The sequence below is a fragment of the Pseudoalteromonas tunicata genome (assembly GCF_002310815.1).
GTDB lineage: Bacteria > Pseudomonadota > Gammaproteobacteria > Enterobacterales > Alteromonadaceae > Pseudoalteromonas > Pseudoalteromonas tunicata.
Genome location: NZ_CP011032.1, coordinates 530,042 through 555,153, shown reverse-complemented (window position 1 = coordinate 555,153; position 25,112 = coordinate 530,042). Strand labels below are relative to the sequence as shown.

General features: G+C 41.6%; 21 protein-coding genes. 1 reads left to right on the top strand and 20 read right to left on the bottom strand.

Going from position 1 to position 25,112, the window contains the following annotated elements:
• Positions 1 to 131: 131 nt before the first annotated feature.
• The 5 genes from PTUN_RS02515 to PTUN_RS02495 form a co-directional block, all read right to left on the bottom strand.
• Positions 132 to 2,225 (bottom strand): M13 family metallopeptidase, encoded by a 2,094-nt coding sequence (locus PTUN_RS02515; RefSeq protein ID WP_009838116.1) that lies wholly within the window; start codon positions 2,223 to 2,225, stop codon positions 132 to 134.
• A 106-nt stretch (positions 2,226 to 2,331) separates the two neighbouring features.
• The gene (locus PTUN_RS02510) at positions 2,332 to 3,099 is read right to left on the bottom strand and encodes a substrate-binding periplasmic protein (protein WP_009838115.1); all 768 of its coding nucleotides are present in this window, start codon (positions 3,097 to 3,099) and stop codon (positions 2,332 to 2,334) included.
• Between the two features lie 77 nt (positions 3,100 to 3,176).
• Complete coding sequence (gene mutT / locus PTUN_RS02505; RefSeq protein WP_009838114.1) at positions 3,177 to 3,593, bottom strand: 8-oxo-dGTP diphosphatase MutT; 417 nt, start codon at positions 3,591 to 3,593, stop codon at positions 3,177 to 3,179.
• A 67-nt stretch (positions 3,594 to 3,660) separates the two neighbouring features.
• Positions 3,661 to 6,366, bottom strand: a complete 2,706-nt coding sequence (secA, locus tag PTUN_RS02500) for a preprotein translocase subunit SecA (RefSeq protein ID WP_009838113.1) — start codon at positions 6,364 to 6,366, stop codon at positions 3,661 to 3,663.
• Positions 6,367 to 6,411: 45 nt separating this feature from the next.
• Complete coding sequence (locus PTUN_RS02495) at positions 6,412 to 7,332, bottom strand: M23 family metallopeptidase (RefSeq protein WP_009838112.1); 921 nt, start codon at positions 7,330 to 7,332, stop codon at positions 6,412 to 6,414.
• Positions 7,333 to 7,351: 19 nt separating this feature from the next.
• Between PTUN_RS02495 and PTUN_RS02490 the strand changes: the two genes are divergently transcribed.
• Complete coding sequence (locus PTUN_RS02490) at positions 7,352 to 7,831, top strand: DUF721 domain-containing protein (protein ID WP_009838111.1); 480 nt, start codon at positions 7,352 to 7,354, stop codon at positions 7,829 to 7,831.
• Positions 7,832 to 7,932: 101 nt separating this feature from the next.
• Here the strand turns inward: PTUN_RS02490 and lpxC are convergent, their stop codons facing one another.
• The 15 genes from lpxC to rsmH form a co-directional block, all read right to left on the bottom strand.
• Complete coding sequence (gene lpxC, locus PTUN_RS02485; RefSeq protein WP_009838110.1) at positions 7,933 to 8,844, bottom strand: UDP-3-O-acyl-N-acetylglucosamine deacetylase; 912 nt, start codon at positions 8,842 to 8,844, stop codon at positions 7,933 to 7,935.
• Between the two features lie 88 nt (positions 8,845 to 8,932).
• Complete coding sequence (gene ftsZ / locus PTUN_RS02480) at positions 8,933 to 10,120, bottom strand: cell division protein FtsZ (protein ID WP_009838109.1); 1,188 nt, start codon at positions 10,118 to 10,120, stop codon at positions 8,933 to 8,935.
• A gap of 20 nt (positions 10,121 to 10,140) precedes the next feature.
• Entirely contained in the window at positions 10,141 to 11,373 is a 1,233-nt protein-coding gene (ftsA, locus tag PTUN_RS02475; RefSeq protein ID WP_009838108.1) for a cell division protein FtsA, read from the bottom strand.
• A complete protein-coding gene (locus tag PTUN_RS02470) occupies positions 11,370 to 12,152 on the bottom strand; it encodes a cell division protein FtsQ/DivIB (protein ID WP_009838107.1) in 783 nt (260 codons plus the stop codon). Before PTUN_RS02470 ends, ftsA begins: the two co-directional genes overlap by 4 nt.
• 1 nt (position 12,153) lies before the next feature.
• On the bottom strand, positions 12,154 to 13,068 hold the full coding sequence (locus tag PTUN_RS02465; protein WP_009838106.1) for a D-alanine--D-alanine ligase: 915 nt from the start codon (positions 13,066 to 13,068) through the stop codon (positions 12,154 to 12,156).
• Positions 13,065 to 14,474, bottom strand: a complete 1,410-nt coding sequence (gene murC, locus PTUN_RS02460) for a UDP-N-acetylmuramate--L-alanine ligase (RefSeq protein ID WP_050760031.1) — start codon at positions 14,472 to 14,474, stop codon at positions 13,065 to 13,067. The genes PTUN_RS02465 and murC overlap by 4 nt, the downstream gene beginning before the upstream one ends.
• Before the next feature lie 45 nt (positions 14,475 to 14,519).
• A complete protein-coding gene (murG, locus tag PTUN_RS02455; RefSeq protein WP_009838104.1) occupies positions 14,520 to 15,578 on the bottom strand; it encodes an undecaprenyldiphospho-muramoylpentapeptide beta-N-acetylglucosaminyltransferase in 1,059 nt (352 codons plus the stop codon).
• Positions 15,575 to 16,747: a cell division protein FtsW gene (gene ftsW, locus PTUN_RS02450; RefSeq protein WP_009838103.1), complete on the bottom strand. Its 1,173-nt coding sequence runs from the start codon at positions 16,745 to 16,747 to the stop codon at positions 15,575 to 15,577. The genes murG and ftsW overlap by 4 nt, the downstream gene beginning before the upstream one ends.
• Positions 16,744 to 18,072 carry a UDP-N-acetylmuramoyl-L-alanine--D-glutamate ligase gene (gene murD / locus PTUN_RS02445; RefSeq protein ID WP_009838102.1) on the bottom strand — a complete coding sequence of 443 codons (1,329 nt, stop codon included), beginning with the start codon at positions 18,070 to 18,072 and terminating at the stop codon, positions 16,744 to 16,746. Before murD ends, ftsW begins: the two co-directional genes overlap by 4 nt.
• Positions 18,073 to 19,155, bottom strand: a complete 1,083-nt coding sequence (gene mraY / locus PTUN_RS02440; RefSeq protein ID WP_009838101.1) for a phospho-N-acetylmuramoyl-pentapeptide-transferase — start codon at positions 19,153 to 19,155, stop codon at positions 18,073 to 18,075.
• Positions 19,149 to 20,540 carry a UDP-N-acetylmuramoyl-tripeptide--D-alanyl-D-alanine ligase gene (locus PTUN_RS02435; protein ID WP_009838100.1) on the bottom strand — a complete coding sequence of 464 codons (1,392 nt, stop codon included), beginning with the start codon at positions 20,538 to 20,540 and terminating at the stop codon, positions 19,149 to 19,151. Before PTUN_RS02435 ends, mraY begins: the two co-directional genes overlap by 7 nt.
• The gene (gene murE / locus PTUN_RS02430) at positions 20,537 to 22,003 is read right to left on the bottom strand and encodes a UDP-N-acetylmuramoyl-L-alanyl-D-glutamate--2,6-diaminopimelate ligase (protein ID WP_040643802.1); all 1,467 of its coding nucleotides are present in this window, start codon (positions 22,001 to 22,003) and stop codon (positions 20,537 to 20,539) included. The genes PTUN_RS02435 and murE overlap by 4 nt, the downstream gene beginning before the upstream one ends.
• Positions 21,996 to 23,816 (bottom strand): peptidoglycan glycosyltransferase FtsI, encoded by a 1,821-nt coding sequence (locus tag PTUN_RS02425; protein WP_009838098.1) that lies wholly within the window; start codon positions 23,814 to 23,816, stop codon positions 21,996 to 21,998. The genes murE and PTUN_RS02425 overlap by 8 nt, the downstream gene beginning before the upstream one ends.
• A complete protein-coding gene (ftsL, locus tag PTUN_RS02420) occupies positions 23,813 to 24,139 on the bottom strand; it encodes a cell division protein FtsL (RefSeq protein WP_040643800.1) in 327 nt (108 codons plus the stop codon). The genes PTUN_RS02425 and ftsL overlap by 4 nt, the downstream gene beginning before the upstream one ends.
• Positions 24,136 to 25,074, bottom strand: a complete 939-nt coding sequence (gene rsmH, locus PTUN_RS02415) for a 16S rRNA (cytosine(1402)-N(4))-methyltransferase RsmH (RefSeq protein ID WP_009838096.1) — start codon at positions 25,072 to 25,074, stop codon at positions 24,136 to 24,138. Before rsmH ends, ftsL begins: the two co-directional genes overlap by 4 nt.
• Positions 25,075 to 25,112: the final 38 nt, after the last annotated feature.

The window sequence follows — 25,112 nt, the reverse complement described above, 5'->3', positions numbered from 1 at the left end:
TTAGAATATTAAGCAGATAAAGTAGGACGTGGATTATTGTGATATCACCGAGCATCTCCACTTTTTTATTTGCTAATAAAAAGCCCAACTTACGTTGGGCTAATAACTAAATCGATAATAAAAATAAAAGATTACCAAATTTTAACGCGCTGCTCTGGCGCAACGTACATTTTATCTTCTGCTTTTACTGCAAATGCTTGATAAAACTCAGGCATATTAGACAAAATACCAATAACACGGTATTGGCTTGGTGAATGCGGATCGGTCATTAAGCGATTGCGAAGTTCTTCATCACGATAATTACGACGCCATACTTGCGCCCAACCCATAAAGAAGCGTTGTTCACCCGTAAAACCATCTATTTCAGGCGCTTTATTGCCTGATAGTGACATTTGGTACGCTTTATAAGCAACAGTTAAACCACCTAAGTCACCAATGTTCTCACCTAATGTTAAAGAGCCATTTACATGCGCATCATCAAATGGTTTGAAGCCATCATATTGAGCTATCAGTTTTGCGCCACGCTCTTGAAACTGAGCTAAATCGGTTTCATTCCACCAATCGCGTAAATTGCCATCGCCATCATATTTTGCACCTTGATCATCAAAACCATGACCAAGCTCATGACCAATCACCGCACCAATTGCACCATAGTTAACCGCATCATCCGCAGCTAAATTAAAAAATGGCGGTTGTAAAATAGCGGCAGGGAAAACAATTTCATTATTCACTGGATTGTAATACGCATTAACCGTTTGAGGTGTCATGAACCACTCACTCCGATCAACTGGTTTACCTAATTTGCCACTCATATCGGCATAGGCCCACTGGCTATGACGAATAAAATTACCAACTAAATCACCAGCTTTAATTTCAAGCGCAGAGTAGTCTTTCCATTTATCAGGATAGCCAATTTTTGGCGTGAATTTATTGAGCTTTTCTTTGGCCGCAACTTTAGTTTCGGCACTCATCCACTCTAATTCATCAATCGCAACCCCGTAAGCCTTGATTAAGTTATTAACCAATACACCCATACGTTGTTTTGCTTCTGGTGGAAAGTTATCTTTTACATAAACTTTACCCAAGATTTCACCCAGCACATCATTTGCCGAATCAACCGCTGTTTTCCATCGAGGTTGCTGCTGCTCAACCCCACGCAGTGTTGTGCTGTAAAATGCAAAATTTAAATCAACAAACTCATCACCCAACTTACTTGCATAGGTATTTACAAAGTGAAAGCTTAAATAATCTTGCCAAACCGTTAAGTCAGTTTCGGCATAAATACCTGCAAGAGCGGCTAAATAACTAGGCTGACTAACAATCAACTCTTTTACATTCAGATTCGATTGCGCTAAAAACGCCGCAAAATCAAAATCTCCAAGTAGCGTATCCACTTCTGCTGTTGTTAACTTGTTATATGCTTTGGTTGCATCACGGTTTTCAACTCGAGACCACTGTGCAGTCGCAAGTTTAGCTTCAAGTGCAATAATATTTTTTGCAGCATCAGCAGCATTTTCATCGCCAGCTAGCGCAAGCAGTTGAGTAATATATGTTTGATATTGTTCGCGAATTTTTGTGAATTTCTCATCATTTTTAAGATAATAATCACGATCAGGTAATCCTAAACCCGATTGAAAAACATATAGCGCATATTCGCTTGATTTCTTCTCATCGTTATTCACATACCAAGCAAATGGGGTATTACTGCCTTTAATTCGCAGTTCAGCCATTAAACCAGCAAGCCCTTTTTTATCTGTTAGCGCTGCTATATTAGCTAAGTCGGCTTTTAAAGGGTCGAATCCTAATTTATTCGCTGTCGACTGGTCCATAAAGCTTTTATAAAAATCACCTAGCTTTTGCTCATCGCTACCAGCTTTAACCGTGGCATTTGCTGCTGCAGCTTCAATTACTTTTTTAAGTGCTGCTTGTGAATTATCATACAACTGAGTAAACGAGCCATAATTAGATTTATCGTCTGGAATTTTTGTATCACGCAGCCATACACCGTTTACATGCTGGTAAAAATCATCTTGTGCACGCACAGCGTGATCAATATTTTCTAACTCAATGCCCGATACAAGCGCGGCTTTAGCCTCATTAACAACCATAGTATTCGCTGTTTTTGTTGCTGTTGCTGTTGCTGTTGCTGTTTTAGCTTGCTCACCACACCCGGTAAGACCTAATGCTAAGGCGACACTGGTCGCTAAAAAGGTAACTTTTTTCATTATTATAAAATCCTAGAATGAGTTATTAATCGACATTCAATTAATAGCAAATCATCATAAAGAGAAATAACAACACTGGAAACGATTTTTTTACATTGTAAAAAAATCAAGGCTGGTTATGGCTTTCGACCTGATAAAACTCATACTTTTTAAGCAACTGCTGATAAGCGTCTGAGCCTTTATAAATGTTTAGTTTCTCGTTAAATAAATCTTTTAACGCACTGTTTTTAAAACCTAGCTGATACTTGCTGACAGGGAATAAAGTATGCACATTAACCTTATCCATTTGATTTTGATTTGAATAAGCGCGGCTTAAATAATTAAAAATATTAATATCCATCACTACAACGTCGGTACGACCTTTAAGCAGCATCTCGACCTGATGCGCTTGGTCTGGCAACTCCTGATAAAACAGTGATTGTTTCACTGCTCGGCCATACTCATACCCTAAAACTACCTTAGCATTTTGAAACGCAACGACAGAGTAGTTAGCCAAATCTGCAACAACATTAATAGTTAAGTGACGTTCTTTTAGGCTTATCGCCACATTATGATAGCTGATATAAGGAATACTTAACTGCTGCTTTTTGATATCCATACGAGGGTTAATTGTCATTGCCAAATCAGTTTCCCCCTGATTGAGTAAATAGGGTGAGCGGGCAAAAGGTACATAAATAAATTTAAGCTGATAGCCCAATTGATTAAAAATAGCTTTAACCAATTCAATTTCGAAACCACTATCATCTTGCTCAATGACATAAGGAGGCTTTGACCAACCAACGCTGACATCCAAAATCGGTTGTTCTGAAGCGATTGCCGATGCACCCAAACTAAGCCATAACATCGCCAAAATAACGTAATTAAATTGCCTCATGCTTATTTATGGTGTCCCTATATAATTTATCAGCAGCATAGAAGATTATTATGGCACTAAAAGATAAAATAAAATGATTATTTTATCAGTTCAATGAGCTTTGCTAAAATTGGTACATTAGCAGCTGGAAATTGAAAGTTATCAAGTTTATCAATCGCTACCCATTGACCCTGCTGACCTTCTAGTCCAATTGGCTCACCACTAAAATCTTCAACTAAATGAATATCAAGCTGTACCGCTTTATCACCATAATCATGATGAATTTCCATAAACGGACTCGAACTTTGTACATGTATATCAACTTCTTCAATTAGTTCACGTTGCAGTGCTTGCGTAACCGTTTCGCCTTTTTCAACTTTACCACCCGGAAACTCCCACTTCCCGCCTTGATGTTTATCGTCAGGCCGTTTACAAATGAATATATCTTGTTCACGTTTAATAATTCCAACCGCAACATGAACCACTTTTTTATCCGGATTTATTGTACTTTCCATTACATTCTCTAGTTAATTTTTCACAATAAAAAAGCGACCGAAGTCGCTTTTTAAACAATGGTAATGATTATTTCAATTTACCATGGCATTGCTTGTACTTTAAGCCTGAGCCACATGGACAAATATCATTACGACCCACTTTAGGTTCAGCGCGAACCATACTTGGAGCCTGTGGTGCTTCACCACCAACTTGCTCAGCTTCTTCATGCTGATACTGACGCTCAACATTTTCAGCACGACGACGTTGCGCTTCAACAGCTTCAACATCTTCTTCGGCGCGCACTTGGACTTTACTTAAAATGCTAACAACATCAATTTTTAGATCTTCAAGCATTTGCGTGAACAATTCAAACGATTCACGTTTATATTCTTGCTTTGGATTTTTTTGCGCGTATCCACGTAAGTGAATACCTTGACGCAAATGATCCATTGCCGCTAAATGATCTTTCCAATGTTGATCTAAGCTTTGCAGCATGATTGCTTTTTCGAACTGGCGAAGTACTTGAGCTCCCACCATTTCTTCTTTATGTTGATAAGCAGCTTCGACACTTTGTTCAATGCGTTCGCGTAGCTTTTCTTCAAACAACTTATTGTCTTCATCAAGCCATTGCTGCACAGGTAAATCAACTAAGAAATCAGCTTTTAAGCAATCTTCTAAGCCTTTAATATCCCACATTTCAGCCAATGACTGTGGTGGAATATAAAGATCTATCTTATTGTTTAATACGTCTTTACGAATTGCCGCAATCGTTTCAGAAATATCACCTTCATCAAGTAATTCGTTACGTTGTGAATAAACAACACGACGCTGATCATTGGCAACATCATCAAATTCAAGTAATTGCTTACGGATATCAAAGTTACGCGCTTCTACTTTACGCTGGGCGTTTTCAATGGCGCGGTTCACCCATGGATGCTCAATCGCTTCACCACGTTCCATACCTAACTTGCGCATCATATTAGTCATGCGATCACCAGCAAAGATGCGCATCAATGAATCTTCCATTGATAAGTAGAAACGGCTTGAACCTGCATCACCTTGACGACCTGAACGACCACGTAACTGATTATCGATACGGCGTGATTCATGACGCTCAGTCGCAATAATATGCAAACCACCAGCAGCGATTACTGCATCGTGAGTTTCTTGCCATTGTTGCTTAATTTTTGCAATTTGCTCGTCAGTTGGGTTTTCTAACTTAGCAATTTGTGCTTGCCAGTTACCACCTAACACGATATCAGTACCACGACCCGCCATGTTAGTGGCAATCGTTACTTTACCTGGTAAACCAGCGTCAGCAACAATATCAGCTTCTTGCGCATGGAACTTAGCGTTTAGTACATTATGTTGAATTTTTTCTTTACGTAAGAACTGTGACAAGTACTCGGAGCTTTCGATTGAAATAGTACCAACAAGAACAGGTTGGCCACGTTTTTGACAATCGATGATATCTTTTAAGATTGCTTCGTACTTTTCTTCTTGAGTTAAATAGACTAAGTCAGCGCGATCATCACGGATCATTGGCTTATTAGTTGGAATAACCACAGTGTCCAATCCATAAATTGATTGGAACTCAAACGCTTCAGTATCTGCAGTACCCGTCATACCCGACAGTGTATTGTAAATACGGAAATAGTTTTGGAATGTAATTGATGCTAATGTTTGGTTTTCATTTTGAATTTTTACACCTTCTTTTGCTTCAACAGCTTGGTGTAAACCTTCAGACCAACGACGCCCTTCCATTGTACGACCTGTGTGCTCATCAACAATGATAATTTCATTGTCTTTTACCACATAGTCGACATCTTTTTGGAATAATTTATGAGCGCGTAAAGCCGCATAAACATGGCTTAACAAGGTAATGTTTGCCGCAGAGTAAAGCGACTCACCATCTTGCATTAATCCACGCTCAAGCAACAAGTCTTCAACTTTAATTTGACCACGTTCGGTCAAATGAATTTGCTTACCCTTTTCATCAATCGTGAAATCACCATCGCCTTCAACCCCTTCTTCGTCTTCTTTTTCTTGACGAGTTAAGAGTGGAACGATTTTATTAATTTCAATGTAAAGCTCTGAGCTATCTTCTGCAGGGCCAGAAATAATTAATGGGGTACGTGCTTCGTCGATTAAGATTGAATCCACTTCATCGATAACAGCGAAGTTGAGTGCGCGCTGAACACGCTCTTCAGGTGAAAACGCCATATTGTCGCGTAAGTAATCAAAACCAAACTCATTGTTAGTACCGTAGGTAATATCAGCTTGGTAAGCGATTTTCTTTTCGTATGAGTTCATACCCGGAACATTACAACCAACACTTAAGCCTAAAAACTCAAACAATGGACGGTTTGTTTGGGCATCACGTTTGGCGAGATAATCATTCACCGTAATAACATGAACACCTTTACCACTTAAACCATGTAAGTAAGCTGGAAGTGATGCGGTTAAGGTTTTACCTTCACCGGTGCGCATTTCTGCGATACGACCTTGGTGCAATACCATGCCACCAATCATTTGCACATCAAAGTGACGCATATTAAATACGCGTTTTGATGCTTCACGGACAACAGCAAATGCTTCTGGCAGAATCTCGTCAAGCGTTTCACCATCATCAAAACGCTTGCGGAATTGTGCAGTTTTTGCTTTTAATTCGTCATCTGTTAATGCTTCAATTTGCGACTCTAGTGCATTAATCAGCGCCACTGTTTTTCTTAAATTTTTAATGGTGCGATCATTGCGACTACCAAAAATTTTGGTAAGTAAATTAGCTATCATGATAAAACCGTTACAACCCTTGTTTTTGTCAGCCTCTGCTAACGCCTAATTTGCACTTGTGCGATATACAGTACGTAGTGGATTGGTAGCTTCGCCATTATTTAATAACTCATAATGAACATGGGCGCCTGTCGAACGTCCCGTATTACCCAATTCAGCTATCGCCTGCCCTTTTTCAACTACATCACCAACCTTGACTAAAATGGTACGATTATGGCCATAACGTGTTGCGACTCCTTGGCCATGGTCAATTTCAACTAAATTACCATAACCACTGCGCTCGCTCGCCCATGTGACCACTCCTGCACCTGTCGTGATGACAGCATCACCTTCTATTCCAGCAAAATCCAATCCTTTGTGCATCGCAGGTTCCCCACTAAATGGATCTTTGCGAACACCAAAATAAGATGATAACCACCCCTGTGTAACAGGTTTACCCGAAATTTGTGAACTTTCTTCTATATGGTGATTCATTAACACAGATTCAAGTAGCGACATTTTATGCGCTTGACTGGCTAGCGCCAAGTCTATTTGATCAATTTCTTTGAATACATCCAATGCAACCCATTGTGAAGACGCAATATCTTCCGTTGCAGGACCACCTTGAGCTACCGATTGCAGCATATCGTATTCATTTTCGGGAATACTCGCAACCTCAGCTAATTTTTCACCCAATGCTGCAAGACGATTAACTTCACCTTGTAATTGAGCCAATTTCATTTGATACGCCAATAAGTGATCTTGGGTTTTAGCCCGCAAATTTACTACATCAGTATTATGCTGTTGATATTCAGCCTTGACTTTTTGTAGGCTTACGGCAACATGCTCTCGCTCTTTCGTTTGCGCTTGCCACTGGTAGACGTTGAGGACTACACTGACACTTAACAAGACACAGACAAAGCCGCATCCCCATGCGATCGGATTAAAGGGACGCACAGTCGCTTTTTTTACTTCAATTAAACTCATAAGTACTACGTTGCTCACTATGGCTAAAGACAGATATGCACCAAAAACCTTGGATGATCTTATGGCAAATATGTCGAGCCGAATGTCATCTTATATTGGTAAAAGCCAACAGCTTAATCACCATCAAGAACTACTGACACAGTGTGTCGGCGCCACTATGGCGCAAAAATGTCGCATAAGCAACTATCGAGATTCAATCTTAATAATTGAAGCACAGTCAGCTGCGGTCGCTATGCGCTTAAATTATATGAAGATGAGTATCTTATCTGATTTACGCAAAAATGGTTTGCCTGAACTGAGCCAAATAAAAATTCAAACCTCACCTCATGCCGCTGCCAATCAGCGTGCTCAAGAACAAAAAGCACAACCTGTGGTAAACAGCAGAGTATTAAGTCAACAAACAGCCGATTCATTACTCGAAGTGGCAGAACATGCCCCAGCATCACTCAAAGCAAAGCTCGAAAAACTAGCCGCTCATGCCAATAAAGCCAAGCGTTAATTAATCAAAGTTAATCGTTAATCTCACCTGACTTGGCATAAACCTATCATTTAGATATAAAAAAAGCTGACTAAAGTCAGCTTTTTTTATATTGCTATGAATTATGCGTGTGCTAATTCAAGACCTGGCGCAGGCATAGTCACGGACTCATCAAAGGTCGCCCATTGCCATGCCGACTCAGTTGCCATTAATTTGCGTAGTAACTTGTTATTTAAATCATGACCTGACTTAAATGCTGTTACTTTGCCAAGTAAATTGTGACCTGTCATAAATAAGTCACCAACGCAGTCTAAAATTTTATGCTTAACAAACTCATCAGCATAACGAAGTCCATTTGGATTAAGTACTTTGTACTCATCTAATACCACTGCGTTATCCATGCTGCCACCTAATGCGAGGTTATTTGCATGCATATATTCAATGTCTTTCATAAAGCCGAATGTACGGGCACGGCTTATCTCTTGGGTAAAGCTTTGTGCTGTAATGTCTAAACCGATACGTTGACGGCTGTCATTAATTGCAGGGTGATTAAAATCAATCTGAAAATCAATGTGAAAACCATCATAAGGTTCAATTTCGGCCCATTTGTCACCGTCTTCCACACGTACTTTCTCAGTAATGCGAATAAAGCGCTTGGCAACTGCCTGCTCTTTGATACCCGCTTTTTGGATCAAGTAAATGAATGGTAGCGCACTACCATCCATAATTGGCACTTCAGGACTATCTAATTCAACAACAAGGTTGTCGATGCCTAAAGCAGCAATCGCAGCAATTAAATGCTCAGTAGTCGATAAGCGCACGCCATCTTTATTGATTAAACAAGTACAAAGTTGAGTATCGCCCACGGCTTCAGGTGTCGTGTAAAAGTCCACAACCGGATCAAGGTCAACGCGACGAAATACAATCCCAGTATTCGCTGCGGCAGGTCGGAGAGTTAAAGAGACCTTTTCTCCCTTATGAAGCCCAACTCCTATGGTACTAACTAACTCACCAATTGTACGTTGTTTAATCATAGGCTAAATCGCTTATTCTATGGTTTAAAATAAATGGTCGCGGATCTTAGCATAACTAAGACCAGCTGACAATTACCCTGTCTATTTATTAATCAGCTTGTTTACGTAAAAAAGCTGGAATATCAAAATAGTCGCCTTCAGCTTGCTTTTTAGGTGCCGCTGTCGGCTCTTTCACTACAGGCGCTTCAACATTACTTGAAGTTTGCTGTGTACTGGTCTGACTTGCAAAACTAGGCACAAACATACCTGGATTTGAAGAGACATCAGAACCTGCAACTTTTTTGGCACTGCTTTCTACAATACCAAATTGTGGTCGACGATCACCGCCTAAACCAGTTGCTACAACTGTTACACGTAACTCATCGGTCATTTCAGGATCAATAACAGCACCCACTACAACCGTTGCATTTTCTGATGCAAGCGCTTTAACGTGATTACCTACTGTTTCGAACTCTTCAATCGCGATATTCATACCCGCTGTGATATTAACTAAAATACCTTTTGCACCAGTTAAATCAACGTCTTCTAATAATGGGCTTGAAATTGCAGCTTCTGCAGCCTCTTGCGCACGATCAGGACCTGTTGCTGATGCCGTTCCCATCATCGCAGTTCCCATTGCTGACATAACAGTTCGTACGTCGGCGAAATCCACGTTAATTAAACCTGAGCGGGTAATTAGTTCTGCAATACCTTGCACAGCACCATAAAGCACATCATTCGCTTTTGCGAATGCATCTAATAATGTCGTACCTTTGCCCAAAACCTTAAGCAATTTATTGTTAGGAATTGTAATAAGTGAATCTACAACTTCCGCAAGCTCCGCAATACCTTGATCTGCGGCGGCTGCACGTTTTTTACCTTCAAAGTCAAATGGGCGAGTGACCACTGCAACGGTTAAAATCCCCATCTCTTTTGCAAGTCTTGCAACCACAGGGGCTGCACCTGTACCAGTACCACCGCCCATACCAGCGGCGATAAAGACCATGTCAGCACCTTCAAGACTGGCACGAATGGTATCAATGTCTTCTTCAGCAGATTGGCGACCTATATTTGGATTGGCGCCCGCTCCTAATCCAGACGTAATTTTAGTACCCAACTGCACCGTAATATCAGCAGACGATTTACGTAACGCTTGAGCGTCCGTATTTGCAGTAATAAAACGCACGCCTTCAATTTGGCGTTTCACCATGTGTTCAACAGCATTACCACCGCCACCGCCCACACCGATGACTTTAATGACAGCTTCTTCGCTGTGCTGTTCCATATAATCAAACATATTCACTCTCCGACTAGAGTTTAAAATTCACCTTGGAACCATTTAGTGACACGGTTCCACCAATTTGCGCTTGTACTTTCTGTAGATTTTCGCGCATTGGCTACTTGCATCGTACGGCCATATTGTAAAAGCCCTACTGCTGTAGCAAATGACGGATCATTTACATAGTCTGAAAGACCAACCATCCCGATTGGACTACCGACACGTGCAGGCATTTGAAAAATTTCTTCTGCTATTTCCAACGCATAGGCCATCTTTGCTGTACCACCAGTAAGAACAACACCGGCAGCTATTTGTTCTTCTAGGCCTGAGCGGCGGATTTCTTCCATCGCTAATTCAAATAGTTCTCTAAAACGAGGCTCAACAACCTCCGCCAAAGTATGACGCGACATGATTCTTGCAGGTCGCCCACCCACACTTGGGACTTCTATAGTATCCTCTGTGCTAGCCCTTTGGCTACTTGCACATGCATATTGCACTTTAATTGCTTCTGCGTGTGAAATTGGGGTACGAAATATCTTTGCGATATCACCCGTTACCTGATTTCCAGCAACAGTAATTACGGCCGAATGACGTAACGAGCCATTGGTATAAATTGTGATATCCATGGTGCCACCACCAATATCAATCACCGCAACCCCTAATTCTTTTTCATCTTCAGTTAATACTGAATAACCCGATGCCAAAGCCGAAAATATAAGTTGGTCTACCTGCAAACCACAACGCTCAACACATTTCTCAATATTTTTCGCCATATCATTAGAGCAGGTAATAATATGTGCTCGGGCTTCCATACGTACACCACTCATACCGAGCGGGTTTTTAATACCTTCTTGCATATCGATACTGTATTCTTGTGGCAAAGCATGCAGCATTTTACGCTCAGCAGAAATTGGTACTGATTTTGCGATATGTATGACATTTTCGATGTCATCAGGACCTACTTCAGCATTATTTATTGCGACAACACCATTTTCGTTTTGACACTGAATATGCTTGCCAGAAATACCTAAATAAACCGAACTAATACGACAGTCAGCCATAATTTCGGCGGCATCGATTGCACGTTGAATTGATTCTGATACTAAGTTCAAATCATTCACGCCACCTTTGTCCATACCGTGCGACACTTGTGTGCCAACACCAACAATACTTATTTTGTTATCTGCTGTAATTTCGCCAACCGTCGCAACGACCTTAGATGTGCCCACATCAAGTCCAATTACTAGATTACGCTCCGCTGACTTCGTCATGCTTTACTCTTTTGTTGTTGTAATTGTTGAGATGACAATGGCTTCCAGCTCACTGCCAATCCAGTATCATACCTTAAATCGACCACATCGACCTCTGCATCCTTGCGTTTTAACATATAGGGATACAAATCGATAAATCGCTGTACCCGCTGCGCTTTTTCTTCGCGACCTAAATTTAACTTTATGCCGTTATCTAACCAAAGCTGCCATGAGAAACGCTCAGACAACGCTAAACTGATTAGCTTAAAATTATTGATATAAAACAGTTCATGAAACTGCTGAAACGTTTGCCACGCTTCTTGCTCGCTACCTTCTGGACCAAATAAGCTAGGTAAACTTTCTTTTATCGAGCTTTTGGGCGCTTGAAATGCTTCACCATAATTATTTAATAATTGGTCATCATTCCAAATTGCCACAGGTACGTGTTCTACCACGTACACTTTTAATGTATCTGGCCATTGTTTACGAATGGAAGCGCTTGCAACCCAAGGTAATTCAACAACTTGCTTTTGAACTTCGTTCACATCTAGCTCAAAAAAGCTCGATAAATCTGCTTTTCGGATCGCAGCTAAAATTTGTTGCTCCGATGTATGCTCTGGCAAACCTAATACAGTTACTTGTTTTATCTGACTATTTTTATCACTTGCCATCCAGTTACTGACCGCAACAAAGCTTTGAGCAAGTAAAATCACAATAAACAAAAAGAAACCCAATCCAAAAACCAGCGACCAATCGATGCGCTGTTTTAAGTGATTTAAGGTTTCTAGAAATTGTTTCATATTAAAGCGTTTGCTCCAATATATTTATAACTAATTGACTGAAATTCATACCATTTGCCTTTGCTGCCATAGGTACTAACGATTTCTCTGTCATGCCTGGCACCGTATTTACCTCAAGCAGGTAAAATTGCCCTGCCTGATCGCGCATTGCATCAACTCGACCCCAACCACTGGCACCAACTAACTTAAATGCGTGCTGTGCTAACAGCTGTAAATTTTCCGTTTCTGATTGGCTCAGCTCTGCGGGGCAATAATATTGTGTACTGTTCGCTTGATATTTTGCTTCATAATCATAAAAACCACGCGGCGTCACCATTTCAACAATCGGTTGTGCGACTCCTGAAATCATAGTGACGGTAAATTCGCGCCCGGTAATCCACTTTTCAAGCATCACAGTGTCATCAAAACGAAACGCATTACTGATGGCTTCATTTAATTCACTGGCGGTTGCTGCCTTTGCCATACCAATGCTTGATCCTTCATGAGCTGGCTTTACCATTACAGCGCCAAATTCGTTAATAATGGCTTGGCTATCAAACTGCGCACCTTGCTCAACTACAACAAACTCAGCCGAGCTTAAACCGCGGGCTTTAAATAGCTCTTTGCAACGTACTTTATCCATTGCTAATGCTGAACCTAAAACACCACTACCGGTGTAAGGTAAACCTAAAAACTCAAGTGCACCTTGAATGGTGCCATCTTCACCACCACGGCCATGCAAAGCAATAAAGGCCCTGTCGGTTTGTAAACTCTTAAGATCGAATAAATTGCGCTCTGCAGGATCAAAAGCAAATGCATCAACACCTTGCGATATCAAAGCATTTAATACAGCTTGGCCCGAACGTAATGAGACATCGCGTTCTGCTGAACTACCACCCATTAGTACTGCTACTTTGCCAAATTGTTGTGGATTCATGCCTTCACCTGTTTTAATTTTTCAATATCTAATTGTGTTTCTGCCAGCACTTTAACTAACTGACCAATATTCCCCGCTCCTTGAGTGAGGACTAAGTCATTGCCTTGCAGCACTTCGCTAAGTACCGATGTTAACTCGCTAGGGCCTGAAATATACACAGGCTCTTTGCCACGTTGGCGCAAACTACGACACAAACTTTTACTGTCTGCACCAGCGATTGCTTGCTCGCCTGCAGGATAAACTTCAAGCAGCAGTAATAAATCAACTTCAGCTAAAACCTGCACAAACTCTTCATATAAATCACGGGTGCGAGTATAACGATGAGGTTGATAGGCCATCACTAAACGTTTATCAGGCCAACCTTGACGGGCAGCTTTTATAGTCGCAGCAACTTCCGATGGATGATGGCCATAATCATCAACCAACATGATATCTCCACGCTCGGTTGCAAAATTACCATAATGCTCAAAACGACGGCCAATGCCTTCGAATTTGGCCAATGCACGAATAATTGCATCGTCTGCTATGCCTTCATCTTTAGCAACTGCTATGGCTGCAGTTGCATTAAGCGCATTGTGTAAACCGGGCATATTCAATTTGACATTTAAGCTATGCCCCTGCTTATCAGTCACCACAAACTGACTTGTATTGCCCGATTGAACAAAGTCACTCATGCGGTAATCCGCTTGGCTCGATTGACCATAAGTTAAAAACTTTCGACCAAAACGCGGGATCAACTCTTTGACCACTTCATCATCACAGCACACTACAGCTAAGCCATAAAAAGGTAAGTTATGGATAAACTCAATGTAGGTATCTTTCATATTTTCGAAATCACCTTGATACGTATCCATATGATCCGCCTCAATATTGGTGATAACTGATACCATTGGCTGTAAATGTAAAAATGAGGCATCACTTTCATCGGCTTCAGCAATTAAAAAGCGGCTTGAACCAAGCTTCGCGTTTGTGCCAGCGCTATTTAATAATCCGCCAATCACAAACGTAGGATCGAGCTCTGCTTCGGCAAATACACTCGCAATCAAACTGGTCGTGGTTGTTTTTCCATGCGTGCCCGCGATGGCAATACCATGGCGAAAACGCATTAATTCGGCCAACATTTCAGCTCGGCGTACAATGGGCGTGCGGTTATGTTGCGCAGCAATTATTTCTGGATTTTTTTGATCAATTGCACTTGAAACCACCACCACACTTGCGTCATCAACATTACTTGCCTGATGACCAATAAAAATTTTGGCGCCAATGCCGGCTAGTCGTTTAGTCATGGCGTTATCGGCAATGTCTGAGCCGGTAATTTTATAGCCTTCATAGGCGAGTACTTCTGCAATCCCACCCATACCCGCGCCACCTATGCCAATAAAATGGATAGATTCAACACGTCGCATCGCGGGTAATTTACTTATTTGATTCACTTAATTCTCTTTCTCTTTTTAATGGCTCAATTGTTGACAAAAATTCGCAACTTGCTCAGTTGCATCGAGCTTAGCTAATGCTTTAGCTCGCACGGCCATTTCACTAATTAATTCATTATTTTCAACATAGGGTCTGAGCATATTCACTAAGACCCCGGTTTCCATATCACGCTGTTGCAATAATAATGCGGCTTGATTATCCACTAAATACCCTGCATTTGCAGTTTGATGATCATCCACAGCGTGCGGAAATGGAATAAATAATGCCATTTTACCTGCCGCAGCTATTTCACTCACAGTGAGTGCACCCGCTCGGCAAACCACAATATCAGCCCATGCATAAGCAAGGTCAATATCATCAATAAACTGCTCCACTTTGGCTTCCAGTGCTAATTTATTATATTGCTCAGTTACCCCACCAAGCTGGCCTTTACCGGTTTGATGCCAAATTGATAAAGGTTTTACTTGTTGAAGTTCTGCAAATACTGCAGGCAGTTGTTCGTTCAACGCACTGGCACCTAAAGAGCCACCTACCACTAAAATTTTGCAATGCTCTGACTCAAATTGATGACCAATTGCTGATACACTCCTTCTCACCGGATTGCCAACCAAAGTAGCAACTCCGTCTTCAAAGGCACTTGGAAAAGCAGCACACACTTTGTTCGCCATTTTGGCTAATAATTTATTACTTAAACCGGCGACTGCATTTTGCTCATGCACAATCAGCGGGATACCTAAACTTTTAGCAGCAATACCAGCAGGACCTGTCACATAACCGCCCATGCCTAGTAATACATCTGGGCGCTCTTGTTGCATAACTTTACGCGCTTGCCAAATTGCTTTTAACACCATAAAAGGAGCAACGAATAGGCGTTTTAAACCATTTCCACGCACGCCTTTAACTTCAATAAAACGGATTGCGATATCGTGTTTAGGAACAACTTGCGCTTCCATTCTATCAGCGGTGCCAAGCCAAACCACTTGCCAACCTTGCTGTTTTAAATACTCTGCAACCGCAATACCTGGGAAGATATGCCCACCAGTACCACCTGCGACGACCATTAGCTTTTTGGTCATTTCTTTCGCCCTCCGGTCGCTTGGCGTGTTGCCATATTTACTTCAAAATCAATGCGAAGCAGCACACCTATCGCTATCGTCATTACCATTAAACTCGACCCACCATAAGATACAAAAGGTAACGTTAATCCCTTGGTTGGCAATAAACCGGCACTTGCACCAACATTAACTACACTTTGAAATGCAATCCAAATACCGATAGCCAAGGCTAAATAACCTTCGTACTCTTTGCCCGCTTTTAAAGCTTTTTGACCGATATTAAATGCGCGATAAACCAAAGTACCAATCACTAATAAAATACTGACCACACCAATAAAACCAAGTTCCTCGCCTATCACTGCAAAGATAAAATCGTTATGTGCTTCAGGTAAATATTGTAACTTTTGCACACTATTACCTAAGCCTTGCCCAAACCAACCACCGCGGCTGTAGGCCATTAAGGACTGAACTAACTGATACCCTTTGCCAAATGGGTCATCCCAAGGCTCTAAAAAACTTACAACTCGCGCCATACGGTATGGTTCAAAAATAATTAGCAGCGTCACTAAGCCTGCACCAGTCATAATTAGGGCTAAAAACTGCCATACTTTTGCGCCAGCTAAAAACAACAAACCCACGGTAGTGACAAACATCACTAATACCGTGCCTAAATCAGGCTGCATTAAAATTAAAAAGGCATATACCGCAAATACAATCATAGGCTTAGTGAAACCTTTGATATTTTCTTGCACCTCTTCACGTTTACGTACTAAATAACCAGCGATGTAACTAAAGAAGCAAAGCTTGGCAACCTCAGCCGCCTGCAAGCCAACAGGGCCAATAGGGATCCACCGTTTTGAGCCATTTACTTCACGCCCAACAATTAAGACTAAAATCAATAAACCCAAGCCTACGAATAACAAAGGCATGTTAAAGCGTTTCCACCACGTCATTGGGATGCTGGTACTAAACCAAAATAAGATAAAACTCATACCTAAAAACATGCAGTGACGAGTGGTAATGTGGTACGGATTATTATAAATGCGCTCAGAAACAGGCATTGATGCGCTATTAACCATCACAAAACCAATCCCAACAAGTAGCAGCACGCAATACACCAAACTTGTATCAAACAAGCTATCTGATTTTTTTGCAAAAAAACGGGATTGAATTTGCTCAACTAAGGTCATAATTCTTCCTCAGTCACACAGTGGACAAAATCATCACCTCGCGCCATGTAATTGCTGTACATATCTAAACTCGCACAGGCAGGTGCCAGCAGTACATTATCACCTGAGGCTGCGAGTTTTTTGGCACACGCCACCGCTTGAGCCATCGAGCTGACAAAATGCGAACCGGCTTTTAGCGCAGCTAATGCTTTCCCATCACGGCCAAGACAAATTAGCTCAGTGACTTGCGCTGCAAAATAATACTGAAGTGGACTAAAATCGGCACCTTTACCGTCACCACCGACAATTAAAATCAAACGTTTATTTGGACTGTATAAACCTTCTATCGAACTAATACACGCGCCTACATTGGTCGCTTTTGAGTCGTTGTAAAAGTTCACGCCATCAATTTGAGCCACAAATTGGCAGCGATGGGCAAGCCCGGTAAAAGCCTTAAAACTAGTTGAATAAACAAATGAATCGATATTAAACGGTTTCAATAACGCCATCACAGCAAGGGCATTAAGCTGGTTGTGTTTGCCAACAATCGTCAAATCGCTTACAGGTAAAATCGTTTGCTGTTGATAGGCAAAAAATGAGCCTGACTCATCATGTTCTAAGTGATAATCGCTACCAGATTCGCCAAAGCTTAACGTGGCTTTAGCCTCATGTGGATACGTCAGTAAATCAGCTTGGTTATACACTGCCCATTGTGCATTACGATAAATAGTCTGTTTTGCGGCGTAATACTCATCCATGCCAGCATATCTATCCATGTGATCTTCACACAAATTAAGGATGGTCGCACTGATAGGAGCCAAACTAGTAGTGGTTTCTAATTGAAAACTTGAGAGTTCAAGTACAAATACATCAATCTCACTGGCAAATAAATCCAGTGGCGAAATACCAATATTACCAGCTAAACCAACGTTGTAACCGGCATCAGCCAAGACCCTAGCAGCCAATGTCACCACGGTTGATTTACCATTAGAACCGGTTACTGCAACAACTGGTTTATCGTTTATACGCGCAAACAGCTCAATATCACCTATCACTTCGACATTAGCAGCGATTGCTTGTTGTACTTCATGAGTACTAAGAGCAATGCCTGGGCTGATAATGATCATATCAACCTCTGTCAGTGGTGCTTGCGATAAAGAGCCAAAATAGCAAACCAAATGAGGAGCCTGGGAGGTTAACCATTCAGCTCCTGGCGGCTTTGCGCGACTATCAACTACAATCGGATTAATCGTTTGACCTAGCAGAAAACGCACTGTGCTCAGACCGGAAACACCGAGCCCAAGCACAATTATTTTTTTTGTTTTCAACCGCGTTAAGTAATTCATTTATCTTATCTTTAACGTCGCCAAGCCAGCTAAAACCAAGACCACGGAGATAATCCAAAAACGCACTATCACCCGAGGTTCAGGCCACCCTTTTAATTCATAATGATGATGTATCGGAGCCATTCTAAAAATTCGTTGCCCCCTTAATTTATAGGAACCAACTTGTAAAATAACCGACACGGCTTCCATCACAAACACACCGCCCATGATGATAAGCACTAACTCTTGGCGCACTAAAATAGCAATAATTCCCAAAGCACCTCCTAGCGCAAGCGAACCAACATCACCCATAAATACTTGCGCTGGATAAGTATTGAACCATAAGAAACCCAATCCCGCGCCAACAATAGTGGTACAAACAATCACCAGCTCACTGGCTAGAGGAATATGCGGAAGGTGTAAATACGCTGCATAATTAATGTTACCGGTGACATAAGCAATAAACGCTAATGCTCCCGCTACTAAAATTGTTGGCACAATTGCTAAACCATCTAATCCATCGGTCAGGTTTACTGCATTTGAGGTACCGACAATCACAAAATAACTCATCACAATAAAGAAAATACCCAGTTGCGGTAGTAACTCTTTAAAAAATGGCACCACCAGTGATGTTTCTGCGCTTAATGTTGCAGTGCTGTATAAAAATATCCCTGTTGCTAACGCAATGACTGATTGCCAAAAATATTTCCACCGTGCAATAAGGCCTTTACTGTCTTTACGCACTACTTTGCGATAGTCATCAACAAAACCAACTACGCCTAACGATCCAATCACAAATAAAGTCACCAATACATATTTGTTACTTAAATCAGCCCATAACAAGGTGCTTGAAAAAATTGAAGCCAAAATCAAGATCCCACCCATAGTAGGAGTTCCTGATTTAACTAAATGGGATTCCGGGCCATCGGTGCGAACCGTTTGACCTATTTGCATATCTTGCAAATAGCGAATGACTTTAGGACCAAAATATAACGAGATAAGTAAGGCAGTTAAAATGCCTAAAATAGAGCGGAATGTCAGGTATGAAAAAACATTAAAACCTGAATAGTACTGTGTTAAATATTCCGCTAACCAAACTAGCATGGTTGTGCTCCATTATTATTTTTATGTTGAGCACTGGCGACAATATCTTGTACCAATAACTCCATTCGTGAACTACGAGAGCCTTTTACCAAAATAGTAATCGGTCCTTCAACGTGAGCAATGTCATTTAAAATCGCTGCTAATAACTGTTGGCGAGAAGAAAAGTGCAACCCTGCTTTTTGATAAACATCACTGGCATAACGGCTTAATACCCCTAAGCTGTAAAAAGTATCAATTCCCTTTTGCTGCGCATAAAGCCCAACTTCCTCGTGGTACTGACGCGCATCAGCCCCCAATTCACCCATATCACCAAAGGCAAAAATTTGATGACCTTCAATTTGGCCAAGTAAGTCTATCCCTGCTTTAACCGACTGCACATTCGCATTGTAGGTATCATCAATCACAGTCAAGCTATCATTAACTTCAATTAAATTAACTCGTCCTTGTACCATGGGCATAGATGCCAAGCCTTGGGCAACGTGTGCAAGCGTCACACCTAAGGGTAAGGTCAGCGCACAGGCAATCAACGCATTGGTTATATTGTGCTTTCCAGCAATAGGAAGTTGCACCGCAATACGCTCTGTTGGAGTGCATAAATCAAAACCTGCGCGACCTAATTTATCTAAATGAATATTTTCAGGCCAGACATCAAGTTGTTGGCTCATTGAAAATTGGCATAGAGTGCTTTTATCAAGACTTGTCAGCCAATAGTCGACATAAGGACTATCTGCATTAATAACCGCTATACCACCAGCTTTCAAACCGCTAAAAATCTCACCTTTGGCTTGTGCCACCCCATCTAAACTACCAAAACCTTCAATATGAGCAGCGGCAACATTACATACCACGGCTACATCTGGTTTAACCAAATCGGTAGTGTAAGCAATTTCACCAATATGATTTGCGCCCAGTTCAATCACCGCATATTGATGTTTAGGCTCAAGGCGCAATAACGTTAATGGCACACCAATATCGTTATTAAAATTACCTTTTGTAGCCAAAACCTCACCGTGCTGCGATAAAATAGCGGCACACATTTCTTTGACTGTGGTTTTTCCGACACTTCCTGTAATTGCGATGGTTTTAGGATTTACTTCGGCCATAACAGCAGCCCCTAATTTCCCTAATGCCAACCGAGCGTCGGGCACAATAAACTGCGGTACTTGAACCTTAACTGAATGATCAACAATCACAGCAACAGCACCTTGTGCAACGGCTTGCTCAACAAATTTATGACCATCAAAATTTGGCCCTTTAATTGCTAAAAAAACCTCACCTGCTTTTATCGTGCGTGTATCGGTGTTGATATTTAAAACTTGCTGATTTTGCCCTTCGAAAGACACAGCCAAAACGCTTGCAATCCAATTTAAGTCCATTGGGATCATTGGCCATATCCTTTTAAATATTTTACTACTTGAGCTCGATCGCAAAACGGCAATACTTGCGTTCCGATCAGCTGATAATCTTCGTGGCCTTTACCTGCAATTAAAATGACTTCCTCAGGCTCTGCCTGTTCAATCGCCATTTTTATCGCCTGCTCACGATCTTCTTCACTTAAAACATGAGTGGTGTCATTAAACCCTGCCAAAATATCCGCAATGATAGCTTTTGGGTCTTCATTACGCGGATTATCACTGGTGACAATTATTTTATTTGCAAAACGCTCGGCAGCCTGCGCCATCAGTGCTCGTTTTCCTTTATCGCGATTACCACCGCAACCAAATACACACGTCACTTTACCTGGTACATGTAGCTGTAACGCTTGCAACGCCAGCGCTAAGGCATCAGGAGTATGGGCATAATCAACCACACAAGTTGGTTTGTTCGCTTCGCTAAATGGCTGCATTCGCCCTGCTACAGGTGATAATTTACTCACCGCCTGAGCTAACAAATCGATTGAATAACCAAGCGCCAACAAGGTCGCAAATGCAGCGGCGAGATTATAAAGATTAAATTGGCCATATAAAGGGCATTTTATCTCTGTATTACCCCAACTGGTGTAAAACTGTGCACTTAAACCATCCCCGCTGTATTGCACATCATCAAATAAAACATAACGCCCAGTATGGGTAGTCGTTTTACCTTGCCCATAAACTACAGCATCCATAAGTTCTGGTTGCATCAACCATAACTTGGCAACTTCATCATCTTGATTTATAACTGATATTTCAGGATTACACTCAGTAAACAGCATAAGTTTAGCATCAGCATAACTTTGCATATCACCATGATAATCAAGATGATCGCGTGATAGATTACTAAATACTGCCGCTTTAAATCGCGTACATGCAACACGCCCTTGCACTAAACCATGAGAAGAGACTTCCATCGCAACCACTTGATGACTTGCTTGATGCAGTTGCCCCAAAATAGCTTGTAACTCAACTGACGATGGCGTGGTATTGGCAAGCGCATTTAGTTTATCGGGATGACCCCAACCTAATGTGCCAATCACCGCACTTTTACTGCCACAGACTTGTGCTAAATAGGCAATCATGCTGGTAATTGTTGACTTACCGTTGGTACCCGTTACGCCAATTAAAGCTAATTCTTCACTCGGCTTGCCATAAAACTGAGCACTCAATTGCGCCAGTTTTTTATCTAACTGAGCCACTCTAATTATTTTATCGGAAGCAAAAGTGCATTCGCATTGCTCATCAACTAACGCAATCGCCGCACCATTAGCCAGTGCAGACTCAACAAATAAACCACCATCTTGGCTATGGCCTTTAATGGCGATAAAGGCATCACCGGTTTTTATTTTACGGCTATCGAGCACTAGATGTTGCACATCTATGGATTCATGGCTGATAGCAAAACGCGCTAATATTGGGGCAAGATCAGCCATCATTGCTCTCCGAATCTAAAGTGGCAAATGTTTCAAGATCCGGTGCTACATTAAGCATACGTAATGCACCTGACATAATTTCCGCAAAGGCTGGGCCTGAAACAGCACCACCATAATACACATCACCACCGGGCTCATTAACCATCACAACCACAGCTAAACGCGGGTCTGATACTGGACCAACACCGGCAAAATAACCTACATATTCATCACCATAACCACCCGCTACGGCTTTTATCGAGGTACCAGTTTTACCCGCTACACGATAACCATCAACCTTAACGTTGGGCGCTGTGCCGCCTTGTTCAAAAACACTTTCCATCATTTGAACGACAGCTTTTACATTATGCTCTTGCATAATGCGCTCTCCAGGCATGGGGTCTTCTTGCTTTAAAATAGTTAGAGGGCGAGAAATACCACCAGAGCCGAGCGTGGCATAAACACGCGCTAATTGTGCAGTACTAACAGAGACCGCATAACCATAAGATAAAGTAGCTATTTCAAAGTCAGACCATCGACGATCTGGCCGATACAACCCACTACTTTCACCTACCATGTTAGTGCCGGTATCTTCGCCAAAACCCGCTTTTTGAAAAAAACGCACTAGATAGTCTTTTGGCAATGTTTGTACAATTTTAGCAACACCCATGTTGCTTGATTTTTTTAAAATTTCGCGCAACGTCATTTCTTTATTATTACGAGGATCGGTGACAAGACGACCACCTACCCGCATCCAACCCGGATGAGTATCAATCACTTCATCAATCGCAATCGAGCCATATTCAAGCCCAGCTAATACCGATAAAGGTTTTACGGTTGAACCTGGTTCAAATAAATCGGTCACAGCTCTATTACGACGTTTATGCGGCGCAGAGTCAGCTAAATTATTCGGATTAAATGATGGGCTGTTCACCATAGCCAATATTTCGCCAGTTTTAACATCCACCACCATCGCAGAGCCCGATGTAGCTTTAAAACTGAGAACCGCTGATTTCAGCGCTTTATAGGCAATTCCCTGAATACGCTGATCAATACTTAAGGTAATATTTTCAGGCTCAATACGCTCGCGCTCATCAAGCACTTCTATTTCGCGCCCTTGCGCATCTTTTCGTACTGTGCGACGGCCATCAGCACCGGTTAATGCTTTATCAAATAAATTTTCAATCCCTTCAATCCCTTCGCCATCAATGTTAGTAAAACCAACAACATGAGCAGAGACTTCACCTGCAGGATAATAACGCTTCGATTCATCTAATAAATGAATACCAGGAAGGTTTAAATTATCGATATAGTTGGCAACAGCGGGAGTAATTTGGCGTTTTAAATATACATAACGGCGACTTAAGTCATCACGTAAACGATCATTAATTTCATTTTGTGGGCTTTGCAAAACTTCAGCAAGTTCACGCCAACGCGGGTCATTGTGATAAATTTCGGCGCTGCGTTTAGCTAATTCGGTCGAATTTTTTTGCAATGCATCAATATTTTCACCCTGCTTTTTGGCAAGTTTTAATACTTTTTGTTGCAATGATTTTTCAAGCGCTTTTGGGTCTGCATACACACTTACAACCGGCACACTGACAGCAAGCTCTTTACCATGACGATCAAAGATCATCCCACGCTGGGCATGTAATGCTTCAACCCGTAAAGTACGTTTATTATTTTCATCGATCGCCATATCCGGTTCTAAAATTTGGATATAAGCAGCACGAGAAGCCAAAGCAACAAAAACAGCAGCTATAACAATAGAGACGAGGAAAAACCGCCATGCTATAAAGCTTGAAGCTACTTTTTTTCGTTGGCCGTCTGTCATGGCAGCATTACCACCTGTTCATCTTTACTATCGGGTCGTTTCATTTGTAATTTTTTACTAGCGATCTCTTCGATACGCGCATGTTGTGCATAAAACTCTTGCTCAACTAATAAGTAACGCCATTCCAAATCAAACTCATCACGTTGTTGTAATAACTTGTCTTGCTTCATCAGCTCTTGGCGGGAAAAGTGCGTCACTTGCACCACCGCCAAAGCAGATAAAAGAATAAGAAAAAGCAGCCCCGAAGTGAACTTCTCCCTAAAAAGTCTCCCCGCAATTTCTGCAAAGAGGTTGGGTTGCCGAATTATCGGTTTTTGGCTCACCCTAACCTCTCGGCTATGCGAAGAACGGAGCTGCGCGCACGGCTATTTCGGGCAAGTTCTTCTTCGCCCGGTTTAATCGCTTTACCAATTGCTTTTAACGTTAATTTTTGTTGTAACTGAGCATTCGTTAATGGCAAACCACGTGGTAAAGCTTCGCCTTTACTTTGCTTTTTAATAAATTGTTTAACGATACGATCTTCCAGTGAGTGAAACGAGATCACTACCAAACGACCACCGGGTTTTAATACTTCTAATGAGGCACTTAATGCCGTTGTAATCTCTTCAAGTTCACTGTTTATATAAATACGAATAGCTTGAAATGCACGCGTTGCAGGATGCTTGTGTTTATCTTTCACAGGCACAGCCTCATCAATCAACTTCGCCAGTTGTGCTGTGCTTGTGATAGGGGTGTGCACGCGCGTTTCTAAAATTTTATGCGCAATACGACGACCAAATTTTTCTTCACCGTACGTTTTAATTACCCAAGTGATCTCTTCTAAATCTGCGACCGCTAGCCACTCTGCTGCACTTCGCCCTGCACTTGGGTTCATACGCATATCAAGCGGGCCATCTTTCATAAAACTAAAGCCGCGCTCAGCATCATCAAGTTGTGGTGAAGACACACCAATATCTAATAAAATACCATCAACTTTACCGATTAAATCAGCTTCTTCGGCAACCAGTTTAATTTCAGAAAAGGTATTATGTGCGATAGAAAAACGAGCATCATCAGCAAAACGTTGAGCTGCCTTGATCGCTTGCGGATCGCGATCAATGGCTTGTAATCGGCCATTTTCACCTAATTTTTTCAGTATTTCACCCGAATGACCGCCACGGCCAAAGGTACCATCGATATAAATGCCATCCGGTTTGATGTCCAATGCGTCAATGGTTTCTTCCATTAATACTGAAATATGTTGAAAATTCTCTGACATTAGTCGTTGTTAGCCTTATTTATAAGTTTTCGATTAAA